The sequence below is a fragment of the Hymenobacter sediminicola genome (assembly GCF_014250515.1).
GTDB classification, from domain to species: Bacteria; Bacteroidota; Bacteroidia; order Cytophagales; family Hymenobacteraceae; genus Hymenobacter; species Hymenobacter sediminicola.
Map to the genome: position 1 here is coordinate 3,727,157 of NZ_CP060202.1, position 13,456 is coordinate 3,740,612.

Sequence of the window (13,456 nt, forward strand, 5' to 3'; positions counted from 1 at the left end):
CCTGCAGGCCATATATCAGGGCGCTGCCACCGGCGCAGCAGCCTGAAACGGCGAAGCTGGCAGCCCGTCTTTGTTGTAGAGGTTGGCACCCTGCGGATTGTCGGCCCAGGCGTAGCGGACTGCCACGGGTGTCGCCACCGCATCGTTCCAGACGACCACCGTGTTGCCTTCAATCCGGGCCTGCGCCCAGACGTACTTTTTATCCGGGCCGGCCACGGCAAACTGGGCCAGCGGGCCGCCTTTGGCTACCAGGCCGCCGCCTACATCCGCAAACTGCAGCACTACCTTATTTCCTTTCACTTGCGTCGCCTGCAGCAAAGGACCAGAGGCAACCAGTTTCTTTTCACCGTAGGCCAGTTTTCGGGCAGCCAAGGCCAGACGCTGCCCCACTGTTTGCTTGTCTAGTGGGTGAATGTCGTTCCATTCGCCCACGTCAGTAGCTACAGCCATGGCAGTGTTGGGCACGGCGAGGGTCTGGCGCTGGGCTTCGCGCAGGGCGGCCCAGTTGCTTTCCGTGGGCTGATTTTTGGTGGGCATGTAATTAGCGAGCTGCACGTACAGAAACGGCAAGTCGGGCCGCTGCCAGTGCTGCCGCCAGTCCGTAATCATGGTAGAAAAGAGCTGGCGGTATTCCTCTGGTTTCTTGGTGTTCGACTCGCCCTGGTACCAGATAACGCCCTTCACGGCATAGGGCAGCAGCGGCGAAACCATGCCGTTGAACAAGCCGCCGGGCTCGTAATTGAAGAACGTAGGCGGTGCCAGCGGCTCGGCTTTCGCGCCAAGCTGGTACTGCCACTTGCCGCTCAGGGCAAGAGTCTGCTGGCCGGCGCGCAGCACGTATTGCTTGTCGGGCACGAAGCCGCCCCGGCCGGTGCTGTTGATGACGCGCACCACCAGCACGTTTTTGCCGGTTTTGAGGGTTCCGGCCGGCAGCTCATACTTGCGCGGCGGATACTGATACGAAGTCGTGCCCACGAATTTGCCGTTCAGATACACCGAGTCGGCGTCTACGATGGCGCCCAGGTCCAGCCGGGCCGGCTGCCCTGCCATACTGGCCGGCACGTCCAGCTCCCGCCGAAACCACACCACGCCATTCACGGGGCCCAGCCCCTGGTCGGCCCAGTAGCCGGGCACGGTCATGGTTTTCCAATCGGTGGCCTTATACTCCGCTGTCGACCAGGGCGTCTGGCCTTTGGCGTAGCCCTGGTCCTGGCGGCGTAGCTGCGCGTGCCAGGCAGCGGCGCGCTGCTGATCTTGCTGTTTCACCTGCGCCACGTAGGCGCTGTCGCGCACCTGCGCGGCCCGCTGCTGATACGCCGGGAAGGATTTCAGCCCCTCAGGACTCAGCCAAGCTTCGGCCGGCGAGCCGCCCACCGCAATCCGAATCAGCCCGATAGGCACCTTATAGGTGGCGTACAGATCCTTCGCGAAAAAGTAGCCCACCGCTGAAAACTGCAGCACGCTTTGCGGCGTGGCAGCCGTCCAGCGGCCCCCGGGCAACTCGGCCTGCGGGCCTTTGAACACGTAGGTGGTAGGCGCATCAAACTGCCGGATATGGGGGTTGGCGGCTCCGGCAATAACCTCCGGATACTTGTCCTTCACCCGCGCCATCGGCAGCTCCATGTTCGACTGCCCCGAGCATACCCACACGTCCCCGAACAACACGCCCTTCACCTCCAGTCGGTTGCTGGCCGCGAAAGCTAACGTGTAGGGCCCGCCGGCCGGCTGGGCCGGCAGCGTCAGAGCCCATTTGCCATCTGGGCCGGCAGTGGCCGTGTAGGTCTTGCCCCGAAACGCCAGAGCTACCTTCTCCCCTTTTGCGGCCCAGCCCCACAGTGTCCCCTCCGTGTCGCGCTGCAGCACCATTCCGTCGCTGATCAGTCGTGGCAACCGGACCTGTGCTTCGGCCGCGGGGCTGAGCAGTACGGTTGCGACGAGCAGGATTTTCGGAAGCAGGTTCATGGGGCGGTGAATGAGAATGGGCGGAAGAGCAACGCACCGGAAGTGGAAGCCGTAGCTTCTGTATGGAAACCACGGCTTCTCTTCCGGCACAAATTAGTAGCCTTGGTTTTGCGTGATTTTGCTGCTGGTGCGGTCAATATCCTGCTGTGGAATGGGCCGCAGCACGTGGTAAGGCTGAATGTTGGCCGCCGCATCGGAGCCGTAGGTACCGCTGATGCCGTTCAGGGGCACGGTTTTGTTTACGGTAGCGGGCACGCGGGTTACGGGGTTGGTTTTTACCCGCTCAATGAGCTTGCCGGTCCGGGTCAGGTCCATCCAGCGCATCACCTCGCCGCCCAGCTCGCGCGTGCGCTCATCCAGAATGAAGTCGATATTGAGCTGGCTGGCCGTGATACGCATCTGAGCTTCTTTGCCCGGCGCCGCAGCGCGCACCCGCACCACGTTCATGAAGTCCACGGCCTTGGTCATGTTGCCCAAGTACATGTTGGCTTCTGAGGCAATCAGGTAGGTTTCGGCCAGGCGGTACACGATGAAGGGCCGCACCGACGGCGCATTGGTGCTGGCGCGGCGCACGTCGTCGTACTTGTTCATGACGGGGTAGTATTCGCGGGTGTGCTGGCTAGGCAGAATCACGCGGTACGGCACGGGGCGGCGGTTGGCAATACGCGCCAGCACAGCGGCCGGCAGCTCGTAGCTCGGGTACCAGAGCGAGGTGTCGCCGATGACGGCGGCGGTGCTGCCGCTGGCGGTACCCGGCGAGTTTACGTACCACGTGGTAGTAAACCACTTGTTGTAGCGCGCGTCGGTGGTGCGCAAGGTGGGGCCGGCTTCGCCGGGCATGTTGTAGGTGTTGAGCAAGTACGGCGTGGGCACAAAACGGGCAAATGGACGGCCGTTTTTCAGGTCCCGGATCATGTTGGGCACGCCCTGTTCGTAGCGGCTGCGGTAGAAGAAGCTCGAAGCGTTGCCGCCGTTGAAGTAATTCTGCTCGCTGGTCTGCGTGAAAGTAGCATCGGTGCTGTACTGCACGTTCATCAGCACTTCAGGGCCGTTTTCGTTCTGGTCGGCGAATACGCGGGCCGGATCGGCTTCCAGGTTTTTGCCGTAGCGCGTTCGGTTGCTGATCAGCTCCTCAGCATACTGCGCGGCCTTGGCATAGTCGTCGGCCTGCTTGGCCGTGGACGTAGCGCGGGTCAGGTACACTTTGGCCAGAATGTGCAGCACCGTGGCGCGCGACACGCGGCCGGGCTGGCCCGGCGTGTCGGCAATGTTGGCCAGCGCATCCGTCAGGTCCGCAATAATGGCGTTGTACACGTCGGCCACGGGCGTGCGCGAAATGTCGTTGGTAGGCGTTTCCCTGAATTCTAGCTGCAATGGCACGTCGCCCCAGTACTGCACCATCAGGAAGTAGTAGTGGGCGCGCAACACCTTGGTTTCCGCTACTATCTGCTGCACGCGGGCCGCCGGAATGCCCTGCACCGTGGTGGCGTATTTCAGCACGCCATTGGCCCCGTTGATGTACTGGTAGTAGTTGTTCCACTGGTTGGTTACCACGCTGGCCGATGGCCCGAAGTTCAGGCCCCGGGCATACTCGTGGAAACCGTCCTGGTCGGCAATGCCGCGCATGAATTCATCGGTGCCCGTCACGGCCATGTACATGGCCTGCTCGTTGCCGTAGATGTTGCGGTGGCCGGAGTACACGCCCGTCAGGCCGGCTTCCACGCCCTGCGGAGTCCCCAGAAACGACGGTACCAGAACGGATTGGGGATCTTCCTCCAGAAGATCTTCGCACCCGCTAACGGACACGAGCAGGGCAAGTCCCAGAAGTGCTAGAAAAGACTTTTTCATATAAAGTAGCGCCATGGCGCCGGTTGAATCGTTTGAAATGAGTTGCGAGTGACTGCCACATGCGAACCGAAAAGCTATGTGCCTTCCCGCCCTCAGAGCAAGCCGGTCTTAGAAGCCCAGGTTCAGGCCCACTAGGAAGGCGCGCGTAGCCGGGTATGAAACCCCGCGGCCCGCTACCCCGGCATTGCTGTTAGAGGGGTTGCCATCGGTGAATTCGATGCCGCCTTGGCTGGAATTGGCATTGTTGAAGCGCGACGAGTATGACAGCGCATCCGGGTCAATGGCCTTGTTCTTCTTGTACACGTCCACCGGCGACCAGATAAAGGGGTTTTGCACCTGTACATAGATGCGGGCCGTGCTCATTTTCACCTTGCTGAACAGGCTGCTCGGCAGCGCGTAGCCCAGGTCGATGCTGCGCACCTTGATGAAGGTGCCGCTCACGTAGCCCAGCACGCGGCTGTCGGTCTGGTAGTCGCCGATGCCCTGTACCGGCTGCGGGAAGTTATTGGTGGGGTTCTGCGGCGTCCAGTAGTCGAGGTTGATCTGGTTGCGGCGGCCGTCGAAGGTGGTGAAGTACGAGGGGCCGAACAGCAGCGGATCGACGATGGTGGCGCCCACCCGGGTGAGGGCCACGGCCGTCAGATCGAAGCCTTTGTACTTGAAGCGGTTGGTCAGGCCGGCCTCAAACTTGGGCTGGCGCGTACCCACTATCTGGCGGTCGGCGGCGTCGATGCGGCCGTCGTTGTTCACATCCTCAAACTTGATCTGGCCGGGCAGCGTGCCGTAGCGGGCGGCATCCGACTCCTCGCCCAGCTGCCAGATGCCGGTCTTTTTGTAGTCGTAGATAACGTAGAGCGGCTGGCCGATGAAGCGCTGGTTGGCCAGGTCATCAATGGGGTTGCCTCTTTCGTCGTAGCGGTTCAGGTCCAGGATTTTCTCGCGGTTCACCGTGAAGTTCCAGTCTGTAATCCACTCGAAGCCCCCGTCGCCGCCCCGTAGGTTGGTGGTCGAAAGCGTGATTTCCAGGCCGCGGTTCTGGGTTTCGCCCGCGTTGACGAGCACCGAGGTGTAGCCGCTGGAGCCGGGCAGCGCGAAGGGCAGCAGCAGGTCGCTGGTGCGCTGCTGGTACACTTCCACCGAGCCGTTTACGCGGTTGTCGAAGAAGCCGAAGTCCAGGCCGAAGTTGGTGGTAGTGGTGTACTCCCAGCCCAAATCGTTGTTCGGAATGCTGCCCGGCACGACCCCAATGGCGCCGGTGGGCCCAAAGGTGTAGTTGCCATTGCCCAGGCCAGTGTTCAGCGAGCCCAGGGTCTGGTAGGGGTTGATGGCCGTGCTGCCGACGCGCCCGATGCTGGCGCGCAGCTTGAGGCCGCTCACCCAGCTCTGGTCCTGAATAAAGCCTTCATTGGCAATGTTCCAGGCCACAGCGGCCGACGGGAAAGCCTTGTACTTATTGCCCGGCGACAGGCGCGACGAGCCATCAACGCGCACCGTAGCGGTGGCCGAGTAGCGGTTGTTGTAGGCGTAGTTGAGGCGGCCCATGTAGGAGATGATGTCCCAGCGGCTGAAGCCGCTCGTGGAAGTCACCGGCTTGCCCGCGCCCAGGTTGTTGTAGAGCTGGTAGTTGGTGGGCAGGTCCTGCACCGTGGCCGAGAAGTTGTCGGTGCGGAAGTCTTGGATGCTGTAAAGGCCCGTAAAGTTCACGTCGTGCTTTTCGCCGAACGTGCGGTTATAAAGCAGCAGGTTTTCGAGCAGAATGTTGGAGGCGGTGCTACCCGTGCGCTGCGCCTGGTTGACGCCCGTACCGCGGGCCGGCGTGCCGGTAGCAAAGAAGTTGCCGCCCGTTTCGGAGCGAAAATCCAGGCCGACATTCAGGCGGTAGTCCAAGCCTTTGAGGATGTTTACCTGGCCGTAAAGGCTGTTGAAGCTGCGCAGCCGGCGGTTCTGCTCTTTGTGCGCGTCTTCGGTGTAGTAGGTCAGCGGGTTGGGCAGGGCCGTATCGGTGTTCGGAAACAGAATCGGCAAACCGTTGGCATCGTAGGGCGAGGCCAGCGGGCTGCCCGTCAGAATCGAGTTGATAATATTCAGATTCGGGTCGTCCTGCTGAATGTAGGTATTGAGCGTATTGAAGCCGATTTTCACGCGCTTACCAATCTGCTGATCCAAGGTGCCGCGCAGGGAGTAGCGCTGAAACTGCTGCACCGGCACTACGCCCGTTTCGTCGTAGTAGCCCAGCGAGGCCGAATACTGCGTCTGTTCATTACCGCCCGACATGCCCAACGCATGGTTCTGGAGGCGGCCATTCTGAATCAGCAGGTCCTGGTAATCGGTGAAGCGGCCCGCAGCCAGGTTGTCCCGCTCACCCTGGGTCAGGAAGGTAGGAGTAGCTACTGGGTCGAACGAGGGGTTGCGGGCCCGGTAGGCGCGCAGGCGGAAGTCGTAGAACTCCTGCCCGTTCTGCAGGTCAAACTCGCGCGCCTTCTTCACGCCGTAGTAGCCGCTGTAGGTGACGCGCGTAGGTCCGTTTTTGCCACGGCGCGTCGATATCAGGATGACACCGTTGGCCCCGCGGGCACCGTAGATGGCCGTGGAAGAGGCATCTTTCAGCACTTCCAGCGACACAATGTCGTCAGGGTTCAGGTCGTTGAGGCTGCCATCATACGGCACGCCGTCCACTACCAGCAGCGGGTCGTTGGAGCCCGAAAAGGAGCGGTTGCCGCGGATACGGATAACCGGGTTCTGGCCGGGCGTGTTGCTGGAGCTGGAAATATTGACGCCAGCGGCGCGGCCTTGCAGTGCCTGGCCCACGTTGGCCACCGGCACGTCGCGCAGCGCCTGCTCATCCACCGACGAAATAGCGCCCGTCACTTGGCTCTTGCGCTGCGTACCATAGCCCACTACTACTACTTCGTTCAGGGCCTTGGTATCGGTCAGCAGGGGCACGTTGAACGTGGAATTCTGCCCGATTGGCCGCTCCACCGATACGAAGCCAATAGCTGAAAAAACCAGCGTGGTGGCATCGGCGGGCACCTGCAGGGCGAAGGAGCCATCGGCACTGGTAGAAACACCGGTACTTGTGCCTTTCACCAGCACCGTCACGCCCGGTACACCTTCACCGGTGGTCTGGTCCGTAACGCGGCCGGAAATGGCGCGGGCCGTCTGGGCCTGCACGAAGGTAGGCGCCAGCAGGGCGCCGGCCAGAGGAAGGGCCGTGGCGAATGCCAGCGGCCAGCTCAGCCCTAAAGCTGCTTTGCGTAGTGGTAGATGCATTGGAGTGAGGGAATTTGGTTTGTATGAGGTGCAGGAGTCGGAGGCGGCTGTCAGAAGCCGATGGAATTGCCGCCATCCACGGGCAGCGAGGCGCCGGTGATGTAGCGGGCCGCTTCGGAGGCCAGGAACACGGCGGCATGGCCGATATCCTGGGGCTGGCCGAACTTGCCCATGGGCGTGCGGCGCATGGCCCGGTCGCGGCGGTCGGGGTCGGAGTTCATAGCGGTGCGGCTCATTTCAGAATCGATAAAACCCGGCGCAATGGCATTCACGCGCACATTGTGTTTAGAAAACTCTGAGGCCAGCACTTTCACCATGCCTTCTACCGCCGATTTGGAAGCGGCATACGCTACTACCCTATCGATACCGTAGTAGGCCGCCATAGAGGAAATCATCAGGATGACCCCACTCTTGCGTTCAACCATGCGCGAGGCGCAGGCCCGCGTGAGGGCAAACACGGCGTTGAGGTTGGTCTGGATGATGCGGTTGAATTCTTCGTCCGTGACTTCCAGTGCTGGTTTTTTCATGTTCACGCCGGCATTGTTTACCAGAATATCCAGCGGGCCATAGGTAGCTTCGATATGGGCTACCAGTGCATCGAGCTTGCCTAGCTCACAGATGTCGTTGGTGAGGTAGTGCACGGAGCTGCCGAGGTCGGCTACGGCTTCCTGTAGCACGGCCTCGCGCCGCCCCGTAATGATGACGGTGGCGCCAGCCACACTCATACAGCGGGCTATTTCCAGCCCGATACCCGTGCCGCCCCCGGTGACCAGGGCCAGCTTGCCTTCCAGGGAAAACGGGTTCGGTTGGAGCTTTCCATTTGGTTGAGGGCGCGAAGAGAGAAGAGGCTTGATATGTGCCATGCGGGTGAAGGTAAAGCGGGTGGTTAGCGCAGCTGATAGATATCGACCAGCTGCTTGATTTCGGCCAGTGGGCGGGTAGGTGGGGTGAGAGCGGGCGGAATAGGCCGCCGCGAAAACGTCTGAAAATAGAGCACGCAGGCATCGCGCCACCACAGGGCCTCGCGGTGCTGAATGCGCAGGCGGGCCGCTACGTCGGCGTGCAGTTCGGCATCGACAGCGGGCTTTATTTGCTCCCAGCGCTGCTGCATCCAGCGCACGGAGTCGGCGCCGGTGTAGTAGCGGGTCGTCAGCTCGTCCCAGAGGCTGCGGCCGGTGCTGAGCTGCTGCCCCCAACCCACATGATGGAACCAGAGCAGGTAGTCGGGCGGGCAGGTGGCGGGGTTGCCCCAGCGTTGGCGCACGGCCGGCGCGTACAGGCTCAGCGCATTGGAGCCGGTAGCAGTGCGGTTGAAGCCCAATCCCACGGAATCGGCTTTGTGGTAGTACACCGATGTCCAGTCAGCCCGGTCGCTTTTCGCCAGCCAGGGCTCGGGGCCGTAGTGCAGGCTCTGGCCCATGATGTGGTGCAAACCGAGCGGCGTGGTGTAGCGCACGTAAATGTCGCGCGACTGATTCAGCACGTCCGTAACGGCCGCCACGGCCTGGGGCTGGCGCGTGAGGGTCATGCAGGTCCATTCTTCGGCAATAGCCGCCGAGCTGAGCGTGTGGTCCCAGGCCAGACGCCCGAAGGCGTACCAGTTGGCCTGCCCCACCGGGTGCCCGGTCCAGTTACGGTCGGAGCCGATGTTGGCCACGCCCGCAATGCCGCTCAGGCTGTGTTTTTCCAGTGAGCCATCTACTACGCTGGCCACCGTAGAGCCAGGGCCCTGGCTGTGGGTATCAGCATCGAGGCACTCCTTGATGAGCGGGCCCAGATACACGAGGTGTGTCGCGAAGCCTAGGTATTCCTGCGTGAGCTGCACTTCCAGCACCAGCGGCGTGCGCGGCATGGCCCCAAACAGCGGGTGAAACGGCTCCCGCGCCTGAAAGTCAATCGGGCCGTTTTTCACCTGTACCAGCACTTTCGGGTCGAATTTGCCATCCAGGGGCTGAAACTCTTCAAAGGCCTCCTTGAATCGGTCACCTTTGGAGTTGGCCTTGTACACGAAGGCTCGCCACATCACCACGCCATCGTGCGCGCCGAGGGCCTGCGCCAGCATATTGGCGCCGTCGGCGTGGTTGCGGCCGTAGTCCTGGGGGCCGGGCTCCCCTTCGGAGTTGGCCTTCACCAGAAAGCCGCCAAAGTCGGGAATGGTCTTATAGATTTCGTCGGTCCGGGCTTTCCACCACTGCTTCACCTTCGGGTCGAGCGGGTCGGAAGTAGGCAAGCCACCGATGACTTTGGGCGCGGCCCAGAACACCGACAGGTACACCCGAATGCCGTACGGGCGCATTACGCCGGCCAGCGCCGCCACCTTCTGCAGATACTCGGGCGTGAGGTAGCGGGCACTGGCATTCACGTTATTCAGCACTACCCCATTGATACCGATAGAAGCATTGGCGCGGGCGTAGTCCTGGTAGCGCGGGTCGAGGCGCTCGGGAAGCTCCTGCCATTTCCAGATGGAAGAACCCGCGTAGCCGCGCTCCACGGTGCCATTGGGGTTGTCCCAGTGGTTGAGCAGGCGGTGTTGAATGCGGGGCTGGCTGCTTAGGCTGAGCTTGTCGGGCAGCTGCCCGGTCTGTACCTGCCGGAGCAGCGCGAAACAGCCGTACAGCACCGCCGCATCCGTGGGGCCGGTAATTTCCAGCCCGTCTTTCTGAGCCGATATGCGGTAGCCTTCCCGCCCCAGAGCGGCATCGGGGGCCACGCGCAGCCGGATGCGGCCCTTGCCGCCCGATGCACTCACCGGCACCGGGCGTCCCAGCAACCCTTGCAGCCCGAGTTGCAGCTCGTGGGCGGCCGTTTGCAGGGTAGGACTCGCGTTATTGTCAAGTGAAATGCTTTTGGCCTGGGCCTGCCACGCCTTGCGCAGCCCTGCTTCTGGCAGCTGGTCATACTTCAGCCACAGGCGGTAGCCATCATCGGCCAGGGCCGCGAAACGAGGCCCGGCACACAGCAGCAGAAGCAGCAGAAAGCGGAGTAACATGGGTGGGAAGGCAGAGGGAGGAGCGGTCAGAAGAAGCGGGGGACGTGGGCGGCGGCACGATACTGGCCGGGCGGCCCTTCCTCCTCGGCCAGCAGCCCCTGCCGGATGCCCAGCTCCAGCCCGCGCAGCTCGGCCAGCCCGCGCAGGCGGCCAATGGCGGAGTAGCCGGGGTAGGTGCGCTTCTCCAGGTCATCGAGCATCTGGTGGCCGTGGTCGGGACGCATGGGCAGGCTGGGGTTGCCTTGGCCGGTGCGGGCACGGCGCAGCTCCTCGCACACCAGCTCGCGCACCACAGCGTACATGTCCACGTCGCCGGTGAGGTGGTCGGCCTCGTGGAAGTTGCGCGGGTTTTCTTCGCGCTTGGTGGCGCGCAGATGCACAAAATGAATCCGGGAGCCAAGGCGGCGCACAATACCCGGCAAGTCGTTGTCGGGGCGCACGCCTAGGGAGCCGGTGCAGAACGTGAGGCCGTTGGCCGGCGAGTCGTAAGCGCGCAGCAGGCCTTCGAGGTCGGCTTCGGTGCTCACCACGCGGGGCAGCCCCAGCAGCGGAAACGGCGGGTCGTCGGGGTGAATGCAGAGGTTGATACCCACTTCTTCGGCAACCGGCCCCACTTCCCGCAGGAAATAATACAGGTTTTTGCGCAGCGCGGCGGCATCAATGGCGGCGTACTCGTTCAGTAGATTCTGAAAGCCGGCCAGCTCAAACGCTTCCTCCGAGCCCGGCAACCCCAGCAGCACGGTGTTGGTCAGTTCGGCTATTTCCGCTTCCGACATAGCCGCAAACTGCGCCCAAGCGGCTTCCGCCACTGCCGGCTCATAGTCGGCCTCGGCGCCGGTGCGGCGCAGAATACACAGGTCGAAGACGGCGAAATCCTGCCACACAAAGCGTAGGGCGCGCGAGCCGTCGGGCAATTCGTAGCTCAGGTTGGTGCGCGACCAGTCCAGCACGGGCATAAAATTGTAGCACACCGTCCGGATGCCACAGGCTGCCAGATTACGTAACGACTCCTGGTAACTCTCTATGTAGCGTGTGCGCGAAGGCAGGCCTTTTTTGATATCCTCGTGCACGGGAAGGCTTTCTACCACGACCCAATGTAGCGGCGTATAGCGGCTGTTGTCGGCTTCGATAAGTTGCTGGCGCTGCCGGATTTCCTGTTGCGGCCACACCGCGCCTACCGGCAGTTGGTGCAGGGCCGTAACCACGCCCGTGCAGCCCGCCTGCCGGAGCGAAAAAAGCGAAACCGGGTCCTGAGGACCAAACCAGCGCATCGTGTGCAGCATTGGTATATTTAATGAGAAAATTACTATTCTAAATCAATACAGCTGTTCATTGTCCAGCTTGCTCCGGAAAACCGAAGCATAGCTATCAGCTGTAACTTGTTTTCGAAGATAGAGTAACAAATGACAGTTCTGCGCCAAAAAAATAGGCCTCAACTGCCTCTAATCGAAACAAAAAGACCGAAACCGTTACCGAAAACGTTTCCGATAGGTAATATTAGCTTGAGGCAGGACAAAAAATATTTTGTAGATTATCTTCGAATAATCAAAAGCCGCTCTTTTCTCCTCACTCCCACCCCTTCCCGGGTATTATAAAATAATACCATTTGCTTTATGATGAAATGCACGAAGTGTATCTCCGCCGATGCAGTGATGCGGGCCGGGTTCATTCGGGGGCGCCAGCGGTTCTTCTGCAAAGCCTGCGACTACCATTTCACCGACAATAAAGAACTGCCAGCTCCGGAGCGTAAGCGCCACCAGACCACCATCAGCGACGTGGCGAAAGTGCTGGGCGTGGCACCCTCCACCGTATCGAGGGCGCTGAACGGCCACTCCGATATTAACTCCAACACGCGGCAGGCAATTATAGAAGTGGCCCGGCAGCTAGACTACCAGCCCAACTTGCTGGCCCAAAGCCTGAAAAGCAGCGAAACCTACACGATTGGCGTGGTCATTCCGGACATTGAGCGGCCGTTTTTTGCCACAGCTGTCAGTGGCATTCAGGAAGTGGCGGCCGAGGCCGGCTATCGGGTCATGATTTGCCAGTCGAAAGAATCGTACGAAATGGAGGTGAGCAACGTGCAGGCGCTGGTAGCCAGCCGCGTAGACGGGCTGCTGATCTGCCACTCCCGCGACACTGAGAACTTCGAGCACGTGAAGCAGCACGCCAGCCGCGGCGTGCCCATCGTGCACTTCGACCGGGTTTGCAACGAGGTAGACAGCGCGCAGGTAGTGCTTGATGACTGGGGCGGGGCCTACGCCGTTACCGAGCACCTGATTCAGGAAGGCTGCCAGCGCATTGCTATTCTGGCCGGGCCCGAGTCGCTGCTGATCAGCAAGCAGCGGATCAGCGGCTATCAGAACGCCCTGAAGCGGTACCGCCGCCCCGTTCGGCCCGAATACGAGGTGCACAGCGACTTCCAGCCAGAGTCGGCGCTGGCGGCGCTGGACGCGTGGATGGCGCTGCCCGAACCGCCCGACGCCATATTCGCCATCAGCTACCGCAACGCTTTCGACATTATGCTGGCCCTGAAGAAGCGCGGGCTGCGCATTCCGCAGGACGTGGCCGTAGCAGGCTTTGGCGATGAATTTCTGGCGGCGCTGGTGGAGCCGGGCCTTACTACCGTCAATCTGCATCCGCACCGCCTGGGCCAGCAGGCGGCCCGCCTGTTTCTGGAGCAGGTACGGCAAAAGGAGAGTTTCAAACCCCGCACCTACGTCGTTTCCGGCGACTTGGTCATTCGGCAGTCGTCGCTGAAAGGCGCGGGCGGCTATTTCAAGCTCGAAATCTGAGTATCAGTCCCGGAAAACACAGTAGGCCCAAAAACAAAAATCCCGCCCTGCAAGCTGCAAAGCGGGATTTAGTGGAGCTGCAGGGATTCGAACCCTGGTCCAGACAAGGAAGGCGTCGAGCTTTCTACGTGTGTATCTATGCTTAGATTTTCGAGACATCCCAGGCGCACATCAGGCCCTTGGTTTGTCCTTATCTGTTTGAGTTTCGCCCTAGCGTCACAGCGCCACTAAGACTATCCTAACTCTTACGACGCCCCGAACTCACCCGTGAGAAGGATTACGGGTGCGGGACGATGACATTACTTAGTACCTAGACTAAGCAGCCATGGCGTAGCTATACTCGCCAGTTGTTGTTCGGACGGCTTTTTTTACGGGAGATTCATCCAACTCCCGACACGCTTACTCGCGACATGCACAAGCTGTCAATTCCGGTCAGCCCCAAATTAGAAAGAACGAACCCGCCACGAATAGCGGGGTGCGAATGTACGCACATCAGCCAGAAAACGTTACCAGCGCCCGAAATTGTTCCCTCCGACACTCGGAACGCGCAAGGAATCTGAGCTTTCCATGCTGGGCTAACTCAGACTCTCTTCGA

7 protein-coding genes and 1 other RNA gene are annotated in these 13,456 nt (G+C 61.2%); 1 reads left to right on the top strand and 7 read right to left on the bottom strand.

The window, feature by feature from the left end; genetic code table 11:
• Positions 1-15: 15 nt before the first annotated feature.
• From H4317_RS15995 to uxuA, 6 genes are all read right to left on the bottom strand, one after another.
• Positions 16-1,962, bottom strand: a complete 1,947-nt coding sequence (locus H4317_RS15995; RefSeq protein WP_185887569.1) for a sialate O-acetylesterase — start codon at positions 1,960-1,962, stop codon at positions 16-18.
• A gap of 93 nt (positions 1,963-2,055) precedes the next feature.
• The gene (locus H4317_RS16000; RefSeq protein WP_185887570.1) at positions 2,056-3,810 is read right to left on the bottom strand and encodes a RagB/SusD family nutrient uptake outer membrane protein; all 1,755 of its coding nucleotides are present in this window, start codon (positions 3,808-3,810) and stop codon (positions 2,056-2,058) included.
• Positions 3,811-3,918: 108 nt separating this feature from the next.
• On the bottom strand, positions 3,919-7,080 hold the full coding sequence (locus H4317_RS16005) for a SusC/RagA family TonB-linked outer membrane protein (RefSeq protein WP_185887571.1): 3,162 nt from the start codon (positions 7,078-7,080) through the stop codon (positions 3,919-3,921).
• Between the two features lie 50 nt (positions 7,081-7,130).
• Positions 7,131-7,943, bottom strand: a complete 813-nt coding sequence (locus H4317_RS16010; RefSeq protein ID WP_185887572.1) for an SDR family NAD(P)-dependent oxidoreductase — start codon at positions 7,941-7,943, stop codon at positions 7,131-7,133.
• Positions 7,944-7,966: 23 nt separating this feature from the next.
• Positions 7,967-10,069 (bottom strand): alpha-glucuronidase family glycosyl hydrolase, encoded by a 2,103-nt coding sequence (locus H4317_RS16015; RefSeq protein WP_185887573.1) that lies wholly within the window; start codon positions 10,067-10,069, stop codon positions 7,967-7,969.
• A 26-nt stretch (positions 10,070-10,095) separates the two neighbouring features.
• Positions 10,096-11,352, bottom strand: coding sequence for a mannonate dehydratase (gene uxuA / locus H4317_RS16020; protein ID WP_185887574.1), 1,257 nt, complete (start codon positions 11,350-11,352; stop codon positions 10,096-10,098).
• A gap of 330 nt (positions 11,353-11,682) precedes the next feature.
• Here uxuA and H4317_RS16025 point away from each other — a divergent pair, with 330 nt between their 5' ends.
• Positions 11,683-12,861, top strand: a complete 1,179-nt coding sequence (locus H4317_RS16025; protein WP_185887575.1) for a LacI family DNA-binding transcriptional regulator — start codon at positions 11,683-11,685, stop codon at positions 12,859-12,861.
• Between the two features lie 69 nt (positions 12,862-12,930).
• Here the strand turns inward: H4317_RS16025 and ssrA are convergent.
• Positions 12,931-13,301: a transfer-messenger RNA gene (gene ssrA / locus H4317_RS16030) on the bottom strand.
• Positions 13,302-13,456: the final 155 nt, after the last annotated feature.

What these genes read in the sequence shown, in the direction of transcription:
- H4317_RS15995 (WP_185887569.1), bottom strand. Translation starts at nt 1,962, where the DNA reads ATGAACCTGCTTCCGAAAATCCTGCTCGTCGCAACCGTACTGCTCAGC.
- H4317_RS16000 (WP_185887570.1), bottom strand. Translation starts at nt 3,810, where the DNA reads ATGAAAAAGTCTTTTCTAGCACTTCTGGGACTTGCCCTGCTCGTGTCC.
- H4317_RS16005 (WP_185887571.1), bottom strand. Translation starts at nt 7,080, where the DNA reads ATGCATCTACCACTACGCAAAGCAGCTTTAGGGCTGAGCTGGCCGCTG.
- H4317_RS16010 (WP_185887572.1), bottom strand. Translation starts at nt 7,943, where the DNA reads ATGGCACATATCAAGCCTCTTCTCTCTTCGCGCCCTCAACCAAATGGA.
- H4317_RS16015 (WP_185887573.1), bottom strand. Translation starts at nt 10,069, where the DNA reads ATGTTACTCCGCTTTCTGCTGCTTCTGCTGCTGTGTGCCGGGCCTCGT.
- uxuA (WP_185887574.1), bottom strand. Translation starts at nt 11,352, where the DNA reads ATGCTGCACACGATGCGCTGGTTTGGTCCTCAGGACCCGGTTTCGCTT.
- H4317_RS16025 (WP_185887575.1), top strand. Translation starts at nt 11,683, where the DNA reads ATGATGAAATGCACGAAGTGTATCTCCGCCGATGCAGTGATGCGGGCC.